A 19,661-nucleotide genomic window follows, 5' to 3' on the forward strand; every position below is an offset into this window, starting at 1 on the left:
CCCTTAGGGAAAACAAAATTACAGGGCCTTCATAGTACCTTTCGGCAGAACGGCCGCCACGAAGTCACGCTTGATCATCACTTCCGTGGTGTCATTCAGCGCGATGGCAATGATACCAGTGTCCGCCACTTTGGTGACACGGCCAATCAGGCCACCGGTGGTCAACACTTCATCGCCCTTGCTGATGGAGTCCATCAGTTTTTTGTGCTCTTTAGCGCGTTTCTGTTGTGGGCGCAGGATCATGAAATAGAAAATCAGACCAAACACCACCAGCATAATGATCAGAGAGTACGGGCTTCCCTGAGCCGGAGCCCCTGCGGATGCGACGGCGTCAGAAATGAAAAAGCTCATTGAAATTCCCTCATTAAGTTATCAATTATTAATTCAAGTGTTATACCCGTCATCTTTCAAGCTGAAGCGGTGTTGGCTTCCCTCTTTCACCCCAGTCACTTAGCTATCTAAGCTCCTGGGGATTCGCTCGGCCGCCGCCTTGCTACAGCTTGAAATCTATTGGGTATTTAAAGGCGGAACCGGTTTGCCGATCCGACCGTAAAAATCCGTAACAAACTGCTCTAATTTACTCTCTTCAATAGCCTGGCGTAAACCCGCCATTAAACGTTGGTAATAACGCAGGTTATGGATCGTGTTCAACCGCGCACCGAGTATTTCGTTGCAACGATCGAGATGATGCAAATAGGCACGGCTATAATGACGACAGGTATAGCAATCACACTCCTTGTCCAGCGTGGAAGTATCATCCTTGTGCTTGGCATTACGGATTTTTACCACACCGTCAGTCACGAACAAATGGCCATTACGCGCATTACGCGTTGGCATCACACAGTCAAACATGTCGATGCCACGACGAACACCCTCAACCAGATCTTCCGGTTTACCAACCCCCATAAGATAGCGTGGCTTATCTTGCGGAATTTGTGGGCAGACATGCTCAAGAATGCGATGCATATCTTCTTTTGGTTCGCCTACCGCCAAACCGCCCACAGCGTAACCATCAAAGCCAATATCCACCAGCCCTTTTACGGAAACATCTCGTAAATCTTCGTAAACTCCGCCCTGAATAATACCGAACAACGCATTTTTGTTATTCAGCTCATCAAAACGCTGGCGGCTACGCTGTGCCCAGCGCAGCGACATTTCCATTGAACGCTTGGCATAATCCCAATCTGCCGGGTAAGGCGTGCATTCATCGAAAATCATTACGATGTCAGATCCCAGATCGTACTGGATCTCCATCGATTTTTCCGGGCTCAGGAAAACTTTATCGCCGTTAATCGGGTTACGGAAATAAACGCCTTCCTCTTTAATTTTACGCATCGCACCCAGGCTGAAAACCTGGAAGCCACCGGAGTCGGTCAGGATCGGGCCGTGCCACTGCATAAAATCATGCAGATCGCCGTGCAGTTTCATGATCTCCTGCCCTGGGCGCAGCCACAAATGGAACGTATTGCCTAACAGGATCTGAGCACCGGTTTCTTTCACTTCTTCCGGTGTCATACCCTTGACCGTGCCATAGGTTCCTACCGGCATAAAGGCCGGGGTTTCCACTACGCCACGGTCAAAAACCAGGCGGCCACGTCGAGCGCGGCCATCGGTTGTCTGTAGTTCGTACTTCACAAAACCTCCAGCGTTAGAGAAACAGTCTAACGTCTTTAAAACAGGGCCACGCAGTGTGCATAGCCCGGGAATTCATACCCTATGGATTTCAAGTTACAGCTAGCGCAGTCAACACTGCGGCTATTTGAAAGATTACGGGCATTCACCGACGGATTCACTCTCCGCCAATGGATTACGGCTGATAAACATAGCATCGCCATAGCTGAAGAACCGGTACTGCTCAGCCACCGCCTGCTGATAGGCATTGATGGTGTTGCGATAACCTGCAAACGCCGAAACCAGCATAATCAGAGTCGATTCCGGCAGATGGAAGTTGGTTACCAATGCATCGACCACCTGATAATGATATCCAGGATAGATAAAGATACTGGTGTCACCAAAGAAAGGTGCGATCAGCGCATCCTGGCTGGCATTGGCAGCGCTTTCCAGCGAACGCACGGAAGTGGTGCCCACGGCGACCACCCTTTTACCGCGCGCTTTACAGGCCAGCACCGCATCCACTACCTCTTGCGGCACTTCTGCATACTCGGCATGCATCACGTGCTCTTCAATCGTCTCCACCCGCACGGGTTGGAAAGTGCCTGCACCAACGTGCAACGTCACAAATGCCATTTCAACACCTTTGGCACGCAACGCCGCCAGTAGCGGTTCATCAAAATGCAGCCCGGCGGTCGGTGCTGCTACGGCACCCGGTTTTTCACTGTAGACGGTCTGATAGAGTTCACGGTCAGCCTCTTCATCAGGGCGATCGATATACGGCGGCAACGGCATATGTCCAGCCGCATCCAGCAGGGTAAACACGTCTCGATCATCATTGAAACGCAGCTCAAACAGCGTGTCGTGACGGGCGACCATGGTCGCCGCAATGCTTTCGTCGTCACCCAGCAACAATTCGGCCCCAGGCTTGGGAGATTTGGAGGCGCGCACATGTGCCAACACCCGGTGCTCATCCAGCACTCTCTCCACCAACACTTCTATCTTGCCACCGCTGACCTTGCGGCCAAACATGCGCGCGGGGATCACTCGAGTATTGTTGAATACCAGCAGATCGCCAGCTTCCAGCTTGTCCAGCAGATCGGTGAACACACCATGCGTCAAGGCTCCGCTCGGTCCATCCAACTGTAGCAAACGACAAGCGCTGCGCTCAGATTGCGGATAGCGGGCAATCAAAGATTCGGGAAGCTCAAAAGAAAAATCGGCAACGCGCATGGATATTCACTTATTCAATAATTAGCTGGTTGGAGAAAAACAAGCGCTACAGTCTAAAGCCGTGTGCGGTTAGCAGCAAGGAATAAGGAACAATTGCACCACTTAGATTACTGCCTCACTATTTGTTATGTTGCAGATGCGTTAAACGCGCAGTACGCTTTTACGCAATACGAATTATTTAGCGTATAGTTGTCAGATGAATTTTCTTGCTCATCTCCATTTGGCCCAACTTGCGGAAAGCTCGCTGCTGGGCAACCTGCTCGCCGACTTCGTGCGCGGTAATCCCACAGGTACCTACGATCCTACGGTGGTTGCCGGCATCATGATGCACCGCCGCGTCGATGTTCTCACCGATACGCTGCCGGAAGTGAAAGCCTGCCGCGACGCATTCAGTGCAGAATTCCGCCGCGTCGCACCTATAACGCTTGATGTGGTTTGGGATCATTTTCTGGCTCGCCACTGGCAACAACTCGAACCAACCTGCAGCCTGCAGAATTTCACGCAGCAAGCACAAAGCCTGATCGAACCCCATCTATTGCTAACACCACCGCGTTTCCAGAATCTGAACAGCTATCTTTGGCCCGAGCGTTGGCTGGAGCGTTATGCTGAATTGCCGTTTATTGCCGAAGTGCTACAAGGCATGGCCAGCCGCCGCCCACGTTTGGCAGCACTGGCAGGCTCCTTTAGCGAAGTGGAGCGCCATTATCAGCAGCTTGAGACCCACTTTTGGCAGTTTTATCCGCGCATGATGCAACAGGCCAAAAACAAGACATTGTGATAGTCTGGTTCAAATAGTCTGTGGCTTTTAGCGCTTGCTCTTTTGTACGGAAAGGTTATTTTTAAAGCCAGCCACATTTAAATTCTCGGTTTGATAGGTAAAAACTATCTCATTGATTGGTCTTTTACCCTTTATTCACCGGGTAGCGGCCCTTATACTGGCCTCTGCTTTTACATCAACCCCTTGAACTACTATTACAGGAGTAATTATGGTCCTGGTAACTCGTCAAGCCCCTGACTTCACTGCAGCTGCAGTATTAGGTAGTGGCGAAATCGTAGAAAACTTCAACCTGAAGAAGCACTTGAATGGCAAACCAGCCGTACTGTTCTTCTGGCCGATGGACTTCACCTTCGTATGTCCTTCTGAGCTGATCGCGTTTGATCACCGTTATGAAGAATTCCAGAAGCGTGGCGTTGAAGTTGTAGGTGTTTCTTTCGACTCAGAATTCGTCCACAACGCATGGCGTAAAACCCCTGTCGAGAAAGGCGGCATCGGTGAAGTGAAATACGCAATGGTTGCTGACGTTAAGCGCGAAATTCAGAAAGCTTACGGCATCGAACACCCAGATGCAGGCGTTGCGCTGCGTGGTTCTTTCCTGATCGACAAAAACGGCATCGTTCGTTCTCAGATCGTTAACGACCTGCCAATTGGCCGTAACATCGACGAAATGATCCGTACCGTTGATGCACTGCAATTCCACGAAGAGCACGGCGAAGTATGCCCAGCTCAGTGGGAAAAAGGCAAAGCAGGCATGGGCGCATCTCCAGACGGTGTTGCAAAATACCTGTCCGAAAACGCTTCCAAGCTGTAATTTTAGCCTGTAACTGTCTGAAACCGGTCAGCCCTGCTGGCCGGTTTTTTTATGCCTGCTAGGCTGTATTTCTCTATTTCGCTTCACATTTCCTGCCCCTTTATCACGCGTCATTGCCTATCCATCGCTATTCTTAAACGTTCGCCTTCTCGTTGCTTCACTGGCGGGAGTACCAATCACGATAAAAAAATCAGACAGGAGTCATCATGTTTATGCAAAAATGGAGTCAACCACTGGCTTTGACAGCATGTCTGCTGGGCAGCCAACTGTACGCGGCCTCCAATCCGGCGGTGGAAGCCCGGAATGGAATGGTGGTTACATCGCAACATCTAGCCTCACAGGTCGGCGTAGACATTCTTAAAATGGGCGGCAATGCAGTGGATGCCGCCGTTGCGGTTGGCTATGCACAGGCCGTAGTCAACCCATGCTGCGGTAATATCGGCGGAGGCGGGTTTATGACCCTGCACCTGGCAGACGGTACCGATACATTTATCAACTTCCGCGAAACGGCCCCGGCAGCGGCCAGTGCCAACATGTATCTGGATGCTGATGGCAACGTCAAAAAGGATGCCAGTCTTTACGGCTATCTGGCAGCAGGAGTACCGGGTACCGTCATGGGGATGGAAACCGCACGGGAAAAGTACGGAAAACTGAGCCGTGAACAGGTCATTGCTCCGGCGATCAAACTGGCGCGGGAGGGATTTATCCTGACGCGTGCCGATACCGATATTCTCGATACCACGATCGCTCGTTTCAGACAGGACCCGGAATCCGCCCGAATTTTCCTGCGCCCAGATGGTTCGCCTCTCCAGCCGGGCGACCGTTTGGTACAGGCCGATCTGGCTAACACGCTAGAAGCCATCGCCAAACAGGGGCCTTCCGCGTTCTATCAGGGCAAAATCCCACAGGCGGTAGAAGCTGCCGCAAAAAAAGGTGGCGGTATCCTCACTGCCGCCGATTTTGCCAGCTACAAAGTCACCGAAACCGCGCCTATCACCTGTAGCTATCGCGGCTATAAGTTCGTTTCGGCACCGCCTCCAAGTTCAGGAGGCGTGACACTGTGTGAAATTCTCAATGTTGTTGAGGGCTACGACCTGAAGAGCATGGGCATTAACTCGGCAGCCACCATCCATGTCATGAGCGAGGCGATGCGCCATGCCTATATGGACCGCAACACCTATCTGGGCGATCCTGAATTTATCCGCAATCCAATCGATCGTCTGGTGAGTAAAAGCTACGCCGACGAAATCCGTAAAAAAATCGTTGCGGATAAAGCCACGCCTTCGGTCAACGTGCAGCCAGGCATGGAACCGCACGAAAAACCGGAAACAACCCATTATTCGATTGTCGATCATCAAGGCAATGCCGTTTCGACCACCTATACCGTTAATGGCCGCTTCGGTGCGGTGGTGATCGCGCCGGGTACCGGATTCTTCCTCAATGATGAGATGGATGATTTTACGGTTAAAGTGGGCGATAAAAACCTCTACGGTCTGGTACAGGGAACGGCAAATGCCATCGCCCCCGGTAAGCGCCCACTATCCTCAATGAGCCCGACACTGGTCACCAAAGACAACAAGATCTTTATGGTGCTGGGTTCGCCGGGCGGTTCACGTATTATCACTATCACATTGCAGACAGCCCTCAACGTGATTGACCACGGAATGCCTCCACAGGAAGCGGTAAACACCCCGAGGATCCATCACCAGTGGTTACCGGATGAGGTGTATTATGAACAACGTGGCATTTCTATGGATACCCTGAAAATACTCAAAGAGATGGGGTACAACATGGTCGAGCAAACCCCTTGGGGAGCCGCTGAGCTAATCTTGGTTGGTTTGCCCGGCGCGGCAGGGGTCAGCCCGCCTGACTCTGGCAATGACTCTGCCGTGTCTGGCCGGGTACGCGAAGGTTTTATCTACGGAGCCAATGACGTTCGCCGTCCTGCGGGATCCGCCGTGGGATATTGATATTTGAGTACCGTTAACCCATCAATAGGTGGGTTAACGGGGGTTCGCATTAACCCGGTAGCCGCCATACGCTGGCCGATTCAGCCGCTAGCGTAAGTTGTAAGCCTTTTTCCGTGGCAGTCAACTCGGCCTCACCTTCTAACCGTTGCCATCTGCCCTTTCGCAGCAATGGATTATAGGGCAAGGTTATTTCTCCTTTACCGCTACGTTGAAGCGCGACCAATACCTGCTCTTGCTGGTAAGTACGCACAAACACCAGCGATTCCCCTTGCGCATAGAGGACCTGGCAAGCGCCGCGTCTTAACGCCTTACTCTGTTTACGCAATGCGGACAGGCGTGTGAAAAGAGCCAACAGAGACCGATCCCACTGTTCCTCATCCCACGGGAAGGTTTTACGACAGAAGGGGTCATTGTCGCCATCCAGGCCAATTTCATTGCCATAATAGAGACAAGGGACGCCGATCCACGCCATCAGCCATACCGCAGCCATCTGCATGCGCTGCGGATTGTTCTTCAGCAGCGTCTGAAAACGCGCAGTATCGTGGCTGTCCAACTGGTTGAACTGAATAATCTGCAGATTATGCGGTAACCCCGCGCGATAGCAATCCATCCACTGTGCACAGGTGGCCGCATCCAGTCGAATAGGATGATAGGCTACGTCCACGCCCGCCAGAAAAGCTCGCACCGGTAAGGCAAAGCCCATGTAGTTCATGGCGGCGTCTTCTACTCCGGCATGCAGCCAACGGCGCGCATCACCAAAATGCTCGCCTAACACATAGGAATGCGGGTTTTCCTGCTTGATCGCCTGATAAATCCCGGCCAAGTGATGCAGGTTGCCCTCTGCTCCGCCGTTTTCACCCAGCATATGCACCACATCCAACCGCCAGCCATCAATACTGTACGGAGGCCGCAGCCAATGGCGCACTACACTGTTTTCCGCCCGATAAATCGCATCAACCACCTGCGGCTCGGCAAAGTTAAGCTTGGGCAGGTTAGTATGCCCTTTCCAGGTCAGCGGTGTTCCATCTGGGTAGAAGTTGAACCAGCTGCGATATGGGGAGTCAGGATTGTGACATGCCCCATTATCCGTCTGTTGATAACGGTCAAACCATGGGTGCGAATCACCGGTATGGTTAAATACGCCATCAAGCACCAGTTTCATCCCTACCTTGTGAGTGCTCACTCGCAAACGCTGTAATGCCTCATCACCACCGAAGTGAGGATCGACATGGTAGTAATCTTCGGTATCGTATTTATGCACGCTCGGCGAGGTGAAGATCGGGTTCAGATACAGTGCGGTGACACCCAATTGCTGCAGATAGGGCAATTTCTCACTGATACCGTCCAAATCCCCGCCATAGAAGGTAGAGGCAGCATCCTTATCTTCCAACGGATGTTGCCAGTCACGGCGCACCACATCACAACCCGCAGCATGATGATGATAGCTGCCACTCTTAATGCCGTGCGCTCCTCCACTGCAGGCAAAGCGGTCAGGGAAGATCTGATAAAACACCTGATCGGCTACCCAGGATGGGCTGTTGTCCGGCTCATCCAGCGCAAATTGCGCCAGTTGCCCCGGTGGCACCAACGACATGCCCAATGGGCCAAACCACAACTGACGATCTGCCCACAGCAACTTGAAGCAATAGCGGCGCACCGCTTCCCCTTGCTGCAGTGACAGATTGGCCCGATAGCGCCATAACCCATCAGCAGCCTGCCCTTTCATAATCAGCAGCCACTCTTCATTGTCCGGTTCAGCGCGCAGGAGTACCTGCTCGGGTAAATCATCACCCTGTAACCACAGCGTGATCTCCAGACGATGCCCCTTATTAACCAAGAAGGGTGGAACCGGTTGGTGCCAGGCATTAAGCATGACTCTTCTCCTGATGTACAAAACGAAATCGACAACATTGTGCATGTGCCGGGCACAATGCCACGTTGAGTGTAATTCCCCCTCATCTTTAAACGACAAACTCGGGGATGAGGCGAGGGGCGGAGACGTTGAGCGGCTTTTTAGACGCGCGTTTATAGGTGTGGATTGCAACTAGGATGGTAAGTAGACATGTTCCCAGAGGGAACGTGTCTACTCGGATAGAGATTAGCTTACTCTTGTTGAGCTACCGGCACGCTCTGTTTCTTCTGCCGGCTGATCTTGACGTAATATCCCAGCAGCAGAAGCACCACCCATACCAGCCCGGCATAGAGGGAAACACGCGTCGTTGGGAAGTAACCGATCAGGCCGATGATAAACACCAGGAAGACGATGGCAACGACCGACGTAAACACGCCGCCGCGCAGCGGGAATGCCAACTGGCTGACCTGCTCTTTACTCAGGCTGCGACGGAAAGCAATCTGCGAGAACAGGATCATGATCCACACCCATACGGTCGCAAAAGTCGCCAGTGAAGCGATCACCAGGAACACGCTTTTAGGCATGATGTAGTTGAGGTACACAGCGACCAGCATTGCCAACATCATCACCACCACCGTCACCCAAGGGACGCCGCGCTTGGAGATTTTGCTGAATACCTGCGGTGCATGCCCCTGTTCTGCCAAACCGTGCATCATACGACCAACGCCGAATACGTCACTGTTGATTGCCGACAACGACGCGGTGATCACCACGAAATTGAGAATACCCGCCGCGATGGTGATCCCCATGTGCTGGAAGGTCAGTACAAACGGACTGCCGTTGGTGCCGACCTGATCCCATGGATAGATGGACATAATCACAAACAGCGTCCCGACATAGAACACCAGAATACGCCATGGTACCGAGTTAATCGCTTTAGGGATCGACACTTTCGGATCTTTGGCTTCACCCGCCGTGATACCGATGATTTCAATACCGCCGTAGGCAAACATCACCAACTGCAACGACAGTATCATGCCGACAAAGCCGTTACTGAAGAAACCACCGTTGCTCCACAGGTTGTGTATCCCTGTGGGTTGCCCACCGTTGCCGATGCCCCAGACGATGATCCCAATCCCCGCCACGATCATGACGATAATAGTCGCCACTTTAAAGAACGAGAACCAGAACTCAAGTTCACCGAAAACCTTAACACTCATCAAGTTGATGGCACCGATGATCAGCACCACGCTTAATACCCAAATCCAGTGCGGCACCTCCGGGAACCAGACCCCCATATAGATACCGAACGCCGTTACATCGGCAATAGCAACGATCAGGATCTCAAAACAATAGGTCCAACCGGTAATGTAACCGGCCATCGGTCCCAGGTAATCCTGGGCATAGCGTGAGAACGAACTGGCCTGTGGGTTATTGACCGACATTTCGCCCAGTGCGCGCATGATGATGAAAGCAATGATACCGCCGATCAGATAAGCCAGTAGAACGCTAGGGCCTGCCATTCTGATGGCCTCGGCAGACCCGTAGAACAAACCGGTTCCAATAGCAGAACCTAGCGCCATGAAGCGGATGTGGCGCGTACTGAGACCACGCTTCAGCTTATTGGCTGGGGCTGTAGTGAGTGACTGTTGTGGCATGAAAGTGACCTGTCTTTTTAAACGTAAAAAAGCCACGGACAAGTCCGTGGCCCAAAATCAAGACCGTCGGTTTAAGAGTGAGCAGTCACTTGGCTGCGCGCAAAAACCCGATCATAAATTGCGACCAATACCAGCATCAACAGCGAAGGAGGCAACCAAGCCAAGCCCTGCGCTGCCAGCGGCAGGTGAGCAGTCCATGCTGGCATCAAGTGCTGGAAGCTGGACGCTTTCACGGCATCAAGAATACCAAACAAAAGGCTGACTAACATCACTGGGGCAACAATTCGTGACGCACTATTCCACCAACGTAAAGTGAAGCTCAAGACCACCAACACAATGCAAGGTGGGTAGATCGCCGTCAGTACCGGGATCGAAATCTGAATTAGATGGCTCAGACCCAGATTGGAAACCACCATTGAGAACACACCAAGAACGAACACCAGAGTTTTGTATGACAGCGGCAGATACTGAGCAAAGAATTCCGCACAGGCGCAAGTCAGGCCGACCGCAGTCACCATACATGCAATGAAGATCAATGCGGCCAGGAAGAAGCTCCCAACGCTACCGAACGTATTTTGTACATAAGCATGCAGGATCACCGCGCCATTAGTCGCGTCAGGAGTCAAAACCCCGCTACCGGAACCCAGCTTAAACAGGCTTAAATATACCAGCGTCAGCCCCACCCCGGCGATCAAACCGGCCAAGATAGTGTAGCGGGTCAACAAACGGGCATCCTTCACACCACGGGAGCGTGCAGCATTCACTATGACGATACCAAAGACCATGGCCCCTAGCGTGTCCATCGTCAGATAGCCATTAACAAAGCCAGAAGAGAACGGGACACTCTGGTAAGCCTCAACGGCCGGGATCGGAGCACCTGCAGGCCAAAGCAGCGCAGCAATTCCCAGCGCGGCCAGGGCTAAAATCTTCAGCGGGGCCAATATATGGCCCACAGTATCAAGCAGGCGGCCCGGATACAGCGAGATACCGATCACCAGCGCAAAATAGACCAGACTATAGATAAACAGCGGCATCGCACCGTCGCCAGTCAATGGCGCTATACCCACTTCAAAGGAAACGGTGGCAGTACGTGGGGTAGCAAACAGTGGGCCGACGGCAAGGTAGCAAACCGTTGCCAACAGCAAACCAGCACTGCGGCCAATCGGCGAACTCAGTGCATCAACACCGCCGCCTACGCGCGCCAATGCGATCACGGTGATCACCGGTAAGCCAACGGCGGTGATCAGAAAACCAAGAGCGGCGGTCCATACGTGTTCACCTGACTGCAAACCCACCATTGGCGGGAAAATAATGTTCCCAGCGCCGACGAATAAGGCAAAGGTCATAAAACCTAAAGCCAGAATATCTTTTGATGCTAAACGATGACTCATACGATGTTGTGTTGCCTGTTAAATAGTAAAAAATTACCAATATGGTGTTGAGAAAACGCATTCAGGCTGCTGGCTGCCCTTTCATTACCAGACCGATAGACACAAAACCCACGCTAACGGGTATTTTGACCTTATCAAACGGTAACCACTGGTGATAACGGGCAGGGTTTTAGTTGTTATTGCTCCCTCGCTGCCAACAATACTGTGTTCTGAAAACAGCGGGATAAGCGGAGATTAGTCCAGCAACGGGGGCTAAGTTAAATATTTATAGTGCTGAAAGGCAATACTCATCGCCAAAAGCAGAGCGATAAACCAGATAATACCACGCACCCAGTTGATCGTAGGGGTTATCAATAAATATACACTACATGATTTGTGTTATTTTTAAACAACCAACTCACGAAATGTGAAACAAAGTGTTAACTAACGCAAGAAAAAAACAGTAAACCACCAAAAAATGCGCAATACCCCCATATTTTGTAACTCATCAACCAGTGACAGACACAAGGCAGAGTAGCGACGTCAGTACTCACATACCATTCATCAACCGTTATGGTTCGCTGTCTAATCCCAGCAGAGTACGAGTTTTACGCAACGTATCCGGGGGTAGCGGCAGATAGCCATCCTGACTCACCAGGCGCTGCCCTTGTGCCGAAAGTACGCGGTCAAGAAAAGCGGCAGTCAGAGGTTCCAGTTGCTGATTGGGGGCCTTGTTTATGTAGATGTACAGATAGCGTGCCAGTGGGTAACTCCCATTGCGCACATTGGTTTCATTTGGCACAACATAGCGATCGCCAGTTTCAGCTAATGGCAGCAACCGCACCCCGCTGACGCGAAAACCGATACTGGCGTAGCCAATACCGTTTAACGATCCTGCTACCGCCTGGACCACCGATGCCGAACCGGGCAGTTCATTCACCAAAGTCATAAAGTCACCACCACATAACGCGCGCAACTTGAAATAACCGTAAGTGCCGGAAGCCGAATTGCGGCCAAAACGTTGCAGAGTTCGCTGTTGCCAACTGCCGGGTAGCCCCAATTCTCCCCAATGCCGGATTGGCATCTCCTCACCACAGCGGCGGGTTGCCGAGAAGATTTGATCGAGCTGATGCAGATTAAGCCCACGCAGCGGGTTATCCTGGTGAACCAACACCACCAGCGCATCGACTGCCACCGGCACTGCCAGAGGGGAATAGCCGTAACGGTGTTCAAACGCCGACACTTCCGCCGCTTTCATCGGCCTGCTCATAGGCCCAAGTTGAGCGGCTCCTGTTGCCAGTGCAGTTGGCGCGGTAGAGGAACCGGCCGCCTGGAGTTGCAGATTCACATTGGGATAATGCTGGCTGAAATCCTGCGCCCACAGCGCCATAAGGTTGGCCAGCGTATCCGAACCAACGCTGGAAAGATTGCCTGAGAGCATACCTTCGGGCGCAGACTGAACGCCTCGGCTAAGCAATAGCATCAAACAGAACAGCAGAGTTTGGGTAAGTCGGGTCATGGCGGGACACACATTAATTTTTCACTGCATTCTCTGACAGATCTGCGGCGACAATCAACCGCTTAGGCAAGGTAAAGATAAAACGCGTACCAAGCCCTGGTTCGCTGAGCACTTCCAAGCGCGAATCATGGTGGCTGAGGGCGTGTTTGACAATAGCAAGACCCAACCCACTGCCGCCAGTCTGGCGTGAGCGGGCCTTATCAACACGGTAGAAGCGCTCGGTAAGACGAGGGATATGCTCTGCACCGATGCCCGGCCCATTATCACTGACCTGGAACTGCGCCCCCAGCGGAGTCTGCTGCCAGCTCACCTCAATATTGGTGCCTTTCGGGGTGTGATTTACCGCGTTATACACCAGATTGGATACCGCACTGCGTAATTGATCGTCGTTACCAAACACCTTCAGATTTTCGTTCACCCGAAAGCTGATCTCATGACGACCACCGCTGAGTGACTGCGCCTCACGCTGCAATATGCGCAAAATCAACGGAATATCGACCTTCTCATTCATATCTATGTTTGGCGCAGCCTCGATCCGTGACAAAGTCAGCAGTTGCTTCACCAGTCCATCCATGCGTTTGGTCTGCTCTTGCATGGTATTGAGAGCCTTGCTGCGTAATGACCCCTCCCGCTCTTCATCGCTCATCATCTCCAAATACCCCTGCAATACGGTTAGCGGCGTACGAAGTTCATGGCTGACGTTGGCAAAGAAGTTGCGTCTGGCCCCTTCCAACTGGCGCATCTGGGTGACATCACGTGCCACCATCAACAGTTGCCCTTCGGAATAGGGCATAATACGGAATTCTACAAAGTGATCGTTATTCAACTGCAGCGTCAACGGCTTGGCAAACGCCTGCTGTTGCAGATATTGGCTGAATTCCGGGTAGCGCAGCAGGTTGAGAATGTGCTGGCCATTGTCTTCCGGCCAGCGAAAACCCAGCAGGTGTTGCGCTAATCCGTTACACCAGAAAATGTTGCCCTCAACGGTAGTCATAACGACCGCATCCGGCAAAGATTCCGCCCCGCTGCGAAAACGTTTGATTAATAGCGCCAGCTCACGCCGACGACGGCGATTACGCTGTTGCATCTGATACAGGCCATAAAACAGTGGCTCCCAGCTCCAGCGCCCAGGCGGCGGCGTCATGCTGCGATCGACCCACAACCAGTGGGAAAGTTTGAGTTGGTTATAAAAATTCCAGACCAAGGCAACCAGCACCGAAGCCAGCAGAAACCAGGGCAGATAGCCAAAAATCAGCCCCAGCAAAAAAGCAGGTAAACAAAAAAGGGCCAGCTCCAGCGCCAGCCTCTTCCAGGATAAGCGTTCTAACACGGTAAATTCTCCAGCGCTGCGCGGTCAGTAGCGCGTTGAGAACCGATAACCGGTGCCCCGAACGGTTTGAACCATCTTGTCATGACCACTGGTCTCCAGCGCCTTTCGCAGCCGGCGAATATGCACATCAACGGTACGGTCTTCAACATAAACGTTAGTGCCCCAGACATGATTAAGCAACTGTTCGCGGCTATAAACACGCTCTGGATGAGTCATAAAGAAATGCAGCAGCTTGAATTCGGTGGGCCCCATATCCAACGCATGCTCGCCAGCCATCACACGGTGTGAAGACGGATCCAGGCTGAGCCCTTGCATTTCAATCACATCTTCTACCGCCATCGGTGAAATACGGCGCATCACCGCTTTGATACGTGCCACCAACTCCTTGGGTGAGAATGGCTTGGTGATGTAATCATCAGCACCGACCTCCAGACCACGGACTCGGTCCTCTTCTTCACCACGCGCGGTGAGCATCATGACCGGAATATCCCGGGTCATCGCCTCACGCTTCATGTGCTTGATCAACTGGATCCCGGAACCACCAGGCAACATCCAGTCAAGTAGCACCAAGTCAGGGAATGGCTCAGACAGGCGCATTACGGCACTGTCATAATCCTCGGCTTCCAACGGTTGGTAACCATTCTGTTCCAACACAAAGCACACCATCTCACGGATTGGTGCTTCATCTTCCACCACCAGTATGCGTCTTGCCATTGTCCATCCTGCCAATGAGTTTGCGATCTATTAGGCTATGTGGAGTTATTATGCGTCAATTTTGTGACATTTTTATGAATATCTATCTTGTGGATAGCAAGTCTGTGTTTATTTGGAAGATCGAAGAAAAATGATTCGAATATCATATTGATTGCATCACGACACAAGGTATCTACGCCCTTATAATCATCGCCATCCTCTATTAGCCGGGAAGCTTTATATGCGCCTGATCCATACCTCTGACTGGCATTTGGGCCAGCACTTTTTTACTAAAAGCCGCGCCGCAGAGCATCAGGCTTTCTTAAGCTGGTTGATTGAGCAGGTGGAACGGCAGCAGATAGATGCGGTGATCGTCGCAGGGGATCTTTTTGATACCGGCTCGCCCCCCAGCTACGCCCGCGAACTGTACAACCGTTTTGTGGTGGAGCTGCAGCGCACAGGCTGCCAACTGGTGATACTGGGGGGCAACCATGACTCCGTGGCGACTCTGAATGAATCGCGTGAGCTGCTTTCCTGCCTGAATACCACCGTGATTGCCAATGCGCAGGCCGAGCCCGAGCAGCAAATCGTGGTATTGAATCAACGCAATGGCCAACCGGGTGCGGTACTGTGTGCAATCCCCTTTCTACGTCCACGGGATCTGCTCGCCAGCCGCGCCGGGGAATCGGGTAGCCAAAAGCAGCAGGCCTTGCAGGATGCCATTGCCGAACACTATCAGCGCCTTTATCAGGCGGCCTGCGCATATCGCCAGACGCTGGGCCTGAAACTGCCGATAGTCGCTACCGGCCACCTGACGACGGTGGGGGTGAGCACCTCCGATTCTGTGCGTGATATCTACATTGGCACGTTGGATGCTTTCCCGGCGCAAGCATTCCCCCCAGCCGACTATATTGCATTGGGCCATATTCACCGTGCGCAAAACGTCGCCAAATCCGAGCATATCCGTTACAGCGGCTCGCCGATCCCATTAAGTTTTGATGAACTAGGCAAAGCCAAAACCGTATTCATAGTTGATCTCGCCGACGGCGCATTGCAGCAGGTCACTCCACTGGAAATCCCTATCTTCCAACCTATGCAGCTCATCAAGGGCAATCTGGCGCAAATTGAAGCCCAACTGCAACAATTTAGCGATTACCAAGGCGATTTGCCGGTTTGGTTGGATATTGAAGTAGCTACCCAAGATTACCTGAGTGACATTCAGCGGCGCATCCAACTGTTGGCCGGCGATCTGCCGGTTGAGGTTATACTGCTGCGGCGTAGCAAAGAGCAACGCCGCCAGACCATTGCCCAACAGGATAAAGAGACATTGAACGAGTTGAGCGTCAGCGAAGTATTCGAACGGCGGCTGGCATTGGAAGCGGAAATGGCTGAACCCCGCCAACAGCGGATGCGGCAAATGTTCCAACAGGTGGTGGACAGCCTTCACCACGGCGAGGAGCCATCAGCATGAAAATCCTGAGCTTACGGCTGAAGAACCTGAACTCCCTACAAGGGGAGTGGAAGATTGATTTCTCTGCCGAACCTTTTTCCAGCAATGGCCTGTTTGCCATTACCGGCCCAACCGGAGCAGGCAAAACTACCCTACTGGATGCTATCTGCCTGGCGCTTTATCACCAAACGCCGCGCCTGGAGGTCAGCGCCAGCCAGAATGAACTGATGACGCGCCATACCGCAGAGTCATTGGCGGAAGTGGAGTTTGAGGTCAAAGGCATCGGTTATCGCGCCTTCTGGAGCCAACGCCGCGCTAAAAACGATCCTGACGGCAATCTTCAAGCCCCCAAAGTTGAACTGGCGCTGCGGGAAGATGGCAAAATCCTGGCAGACAAAATTTCCGATAAAAAAGAGCTGATCGCCTCAATAACCGGCCTGGATTTTGGCCGTTTTACCAAATCGATGATGCTTTCTCAGGGGCAGTTTGCTGCCTTTCTGAACGCCAAACCGAATGAACGCGCCGAACTGCTGGAAGAACTGACCGGCACCGAGATCTATGGCCAGTTATCGTCACAGGTGTTTGAACAACATAAACAGGCAAAAACCGAGCTTGATGTTCTGCATCAGCGGGCTAGTGGCATTGAACTGCTCAACGATGAGCAGCGTCAAGCGTTGGAAAACCAACTCAGCACGCTCGGTAGCGAAGAACTGTCGGTCAGCCAACAGTTACAACAGCAACAACATCGGTTGAACTGGTTGCAGCAGTGGCACAGCACCGGGCAACAGGTCCAGAGCTATCAACAGCAGCTTGCCGCCGTACAGCAGGATTATCAGCAGGCCGAACCACAGTTGCTACGGCTGGCACGCAGTGAACCCGCTGAGAAGTTGCGCCCGTTGCTGAATGAACACCAACGCTGCCAGCAGGATAATCTGACCCTGCGGCAACAGCGTGAACAGTTGGAGCAACAGCAACAACGGCAAGTAACCGAACTGCTCCCCTTGCAACAACGCCTGGAACAGGCCCAAGCAGCAAAGCAGACGCAAAACCGTCATAACCAACAACAGCAGGCCCTGATCGATGAACGGGTTCAGCCGCTTGACCAGCAAATAGCCCAATTACGCACCAAGCTAGCAGATGCCCAAACGGAACGTGATAAATATCAGCAACTGAGTGAAAAGCAGCGGCTCGAACTGGAACAACTGAACACAAAACGCACGCAACTCGCCGCATTGGCAGGGCAATACCAGGCTAAACAGTCACAACTGACAGCGGCGCTCGAAAAGCAGTTACAACAACAGGTTGAGTTAGAGGCGCTATCCCCAGCGGAGAAACTGCGGCATCGTCAGGCAGAATTAACCGGGCTGCGCCCATTACGCCAGCAGCTATCCGAACTGGCGTTACTGTTTGCGCAAAACCAACGGCAAATTGATCGCCAACAGCTGGAGTTTGCCGCCAACCAAAAGCAGCTGGCCGAAACAGAAACGCAACTCGATGCGGTTCGTCTGCAATACAAGCAGCATAAAGCGCACCAGACTGATGTCGAGAAAGTGCTCGAGATGGAAAAGCGTATTGTCAGTCTGGAAGCGGAACGCGCCCATTTACAGGCAAATATGCCTTGCCCGCTTTGTGGCTCAACCGAGCACCCGGCAATCGAACAGTATCAGGCGCTAAAACCGTCCGAGACCGAGCGGCGTGCCGCTGAATTAAGAAGTCAAACCGAGCTATTGCACACACAGGGCACTGAACTGCGCGCTCGCTGCGATAGCTTGAAAGAGCAACTGCAGCGCCTGCAACCCCAGTTGGAGCAGGCATTGGCGCAACAAGAACAGCATCGGCAAAGCTGGCTGTCGCTCACCGCACCTCTCGCTTTCGATTTTACCTTGCAAGAGCCCGAACGCTTACGTACATGGCTAGACACTTGCGAAAGCGAAGAGCAGGCCAATCAGCAACGTTTGCAACAGCACCAACAGGCCGCCGTTGCCTTACAACAGGCCAAAGATGCCTTGAATGCGCTGCAAGGGGAGCAGCAGAGTTCCCAACAGGAAACGGCCCGCTTGAATGAGCGTTTTGAGCTGCTGGAAATCAGTCAGCAAGAGACGCTGCGCCAGCTTGCGCAGTGGCAACAACGCTGCCAAGAGAACGAAGCAACACTGGCCGAGCTGCACAACAAGCGAGTTGCGCTATTTGGCGAGCAATCTATCGCCGCAGTGCGTGAGCAACTGCAAACCGCACTGAGCACTTGCGAGAACGCTGAGCGGCAGACGAGCGAGCAGTTACAGAAAGCCCAGGAACAGCGCGATATGCTGGCAGGTCAATTGGTGGCATTGCAACAGCAGCAACAACAGCAAACCGAACGGTTGCAGCGGGCCGAGCAGCAGTGGCTACAAGCGTTATCCAGCAGTACGTTTGCAGATGAAAGCCAACTTCTAGCTGCGCTGCTTGATGACGATACGCGCCAACAACTTCAGCAGCGCAAAGAGCAGTTACAGCAACATCAGGTACAGGCCAGCGCACTGTTGGCGCAGGCGGTACAAACGCTGGAGCAACATCGGCTCAAGCGCCCCGCCGATATTGACGAAGCAACGGTTGATGCTGAACAGCTCACAACCACGCTCAACGGGCTAGCGGAGCGGCTAAAAGCACTGCAGTTGAATCAAGGCGAAGTGAGTAACCAACTGAGCAACGATGCTCAACGTCGCCTCAATCAGCAATCTCTGTTTGACCAGATCGCGCAAAGTCAGCAGCAGTATGACGATTGGAGTCTACTGAATCAGTTGATTGGTTCAAAAGAAGGCGACAAGTTTCGCAAGTTTGCCCAAGGCCTTACGCTTGATCACCTGGTCTACCTGGCTAACAATCAGCTTGGTCGGTTACATGGCCGCTATCTGCTGCAGCGTAAGACCAGCGAAGCGCTGGAATTACAGGTGGTCGACACCTGGCAGGCGGATACCTTGCGCGACACCCGTACCCTCTCCGGCGGTGAGAGTTTCCTGGTCAGCCTGGCGCTGGCGCTGGCGTTATCAGATTTGGTCAGCCATAAGACTAGTATCGATTCGTTATTCCTGGACGAAGGTTTCGGCACACTGGATGCTGAAACGCTGGACACCGCGTTGGATGCACTGGACAGCCTTAACGCCACGGGTAAAACCATCGGAGTGATCAGCCATGTTGATGCGATGAAAGAGCGCATTCCGGTACAGATTAAGGTGAGGAAGGTCAACGGGTTAGGGGTTAGTCGGTTGGATCAACGGTTTCGCGTTGAGTAGCGACGGCCTAAAATGTGATCGCGGCGGCAGTACGCGGCTAAAAGCATTGAGCCACAGCTGAGAACGGTTATCATGCAGCGAATAACAGGATTGTCACTGTGAATACAGGCAAAACCT

At 52.6% G+C, this 19,661-nt stretch carries 14 protein-coding genes; 5 read left to right on the forward strand and 9 right to left on the reverse strand.

Going from position 1 to position 19,661, the window contains the following annotated elements; all coding sequences use genetic code 11:
• Positions 1-18: 18 nt before the first annotated feature.
• From yajC to queA, 3 genes are all read right to left on the reverse strand, one after another.
• Positions 19-351: a preprotein translocase subunit YajC gene (gene yajC / locus SAQUA_RS18135; protein ID WP_015671164.1), complete on the reverse strand. Its 333-nt coding sequence runs from the start codon at positions 349-351 to the stop codon at positions 19-21.
• A 156-nt stretch (positions 352-507) separates the two neighbouring features.
• Positions 508-1,635, reverse strand: coding sequence for a tRNA guanosine(34) transglycosylase Tgt (tgt, locus tag SAQUA_RS18140; RefSeq protein WP_380674677.1), 1,128 nt, complete (start codon positions 1,633-1,635; stop codon positions 508-510).
• A gap of 132 nt (positions 1,636-1,767) precedes the next feature.
• On the reverse strand, positions 1,768-2,844 hold the full coding sequence (queA, locus tag SAQUA_RS18145) for a tRNA preQ1(34) S-adenosylmethionine ribosyltransferase-isomerase QueA (RefSeq protein WP_380674675.1): 1,077 nt from the start codon (positions 2,842-2,844) through the stop codon (positions 1,768-1,770).
• A gap of 196 nt (positions 2,845-3,040) precedes the next feature.
• Here queA and SAQUA_RS18150 point away from each other — a divergent pair, with 196 nt between their 5' ends.
• The 3 genes from SAQUA_RS18150 to ggt all read left to right on the forward strand — a co-directional run bounded on the left by SAQUA_RS18150 (position 3,041) and on the right by ggt (position 6,403).
• Positions 3,041-3,622, forward strand: coding sequence for an ACP phosphodiesterase (locus SAQUA_RS18150; protein ID WP_380674673.1), 582 nt, complete (start codon positions 3,041-3,043; stop codon positions 3,620-3,622).
• A gap of 208 nt (positions 3,623-3,830) precedes the next feature.
• Positions 3,831-4,433 carry a peroxiredoxin C gene (locus SAQUA_RS18155; RefSeq protein ID WP_380674671.1) on the forward strand — a complete coding sequence of 201 codons (603 nt, stop codon included), beginning with the start codon at positions 3,831-3,833 and terminating at the stop codon, positions 4,431-4,433.
• A 206-nt stretch (positions 4,434-4,639) separates the two neighbouring features.
• Positions 4,640-6,403 (forward strand): gamma-glutamyltransferase, encoded by a 1,764-nt coding sequence (gene ggt, locus SAQUA_RS18160; protein WP_380674669.1) that lies wholly within the window; start codon positions 4,640-4,642, stop codon positions 6,401-6,403.
• A 49-nt stretch (positions 6,404-6,452) separates the two neighbouring features.
• On the opposite strand, the gene malZ is transcribed toward ggt, so the two are convergent.
• From malZ to phoB, 6 genes are all read right to left on the reverse strand, one after another.
• Entirely contained in the window at positions 6,453-8,276 is a 1,824-nt protein-coding gene (gene malZ / locus SAQUA_RS18165; RefSeq protein WP_380674667.1) for a maltodextrin glucosidase, read from the reverse strand.
• A gap of 230 nt (positions 8,277-8,506) precedes the next feature.
• Positions 8,507-9,913, reverse strand: coding sequence for a proline-specific permease ProY (gene proY / locus SAQUA_RS18170; protein ID WP_380674665.1), 1,407 nt, complete (start codon positions 9,911-9,913; stop codon positions 8,507-8,509).
• 71 nt (positions 9,914-9,984) lie between these two features.
• The gene (gene brnQ / locus SAQUA_RS18175; RefSeq protein WP_380674663.1) at positions 9,985-11,304 is read right to left on the reverse strand and encodes a branched-chain amino acid transport system II carrier protein; all 1,320 of its coding nucleotides are present in this window, start codon (positions 11,302-11,304) and stop codon (positions 9,985-9,987) included.
• Between the two features lie 550 nt (positions 11,305-11,854).
• Positions 11,855-12,802 (reverse strand): PstS family phosphate ABC transporter substrate-binding protein, encoded by a 948-nt coding sequence (locus SAQUA_RS18180; protein WP_380674661.1) that lies wholly within the window; start codon positions 12,800-12,802, stop codon positions 11,855-11,857.
• Positions 12,803-12,815: 13 nt separating this feature from the next.
• Positions 12,816-14,132, reverse strand: a complete 1,317-nt coding sequence (phoR, locus tag SAQUA_RS18185; RefSeq protein WP_380674659.1) for a phosphate regulon sensor histidine kinase PhoR — start codon at positions 14,130-14,132, stop codon at positions 12,816-12,818.
• A gap of 24 nt (positions 14,133-14,156) precedes the next feature.
• A complete protein-coding gene (gene phoB / locus SAQUA_RS18190) occupies positions 14,157-14,846 on the reverse strand; it encodes a phosphate response regulator transcription factor PhoB (RefSeq protein ID WP_380674657.1) in 690 nt (229 codons plus the stop codon).
• Between the two features lie 220 nt (positions 14,847-15,066).
• Here phoB and sbcD point away from each other — a divergent pair, with 220 nt between their 5' ends.
• Both sbcD and sbcC read left to right on the forward strand, forming a co-directional pair.
• Positions 15,067-16,296 (forward strand): exonuclease subunit SbcD, encoded by a 1,230-nt coding sequence (gene sbcD / locus SAQUA_RS18195; protein WP_380674655.1) that lies wholly within the window; start codon positions 15,067-15,069, stop codon positions 16,294-16,296.
• Positions 16,293-19,544 (forward strand): exonuclease subunit SbcC, encoded by a 3,252-nt coding sequence (gene sbcC, locus SAQUA_RS18200; protein ID WP_380674653.1) that lies wholly within the window; start codon positions 16,293-16,295, stop codon positions 19,542-19,544. Before sbcD ends, sbcC begins: the two co-directional genes overlap by 4 nt.
• Positions 19,545-19,661 lie beyond the last annotated feature (117 nt).

Source organism: Serratia aquatilis (genome assembly GCF_044865145.1).
Lineage (GTDB): Bacteria > Pseudomonadota > Gammaproteobacteria > Enterobacterales > Enterobacteriaceae > Chania > Chania aquatilis.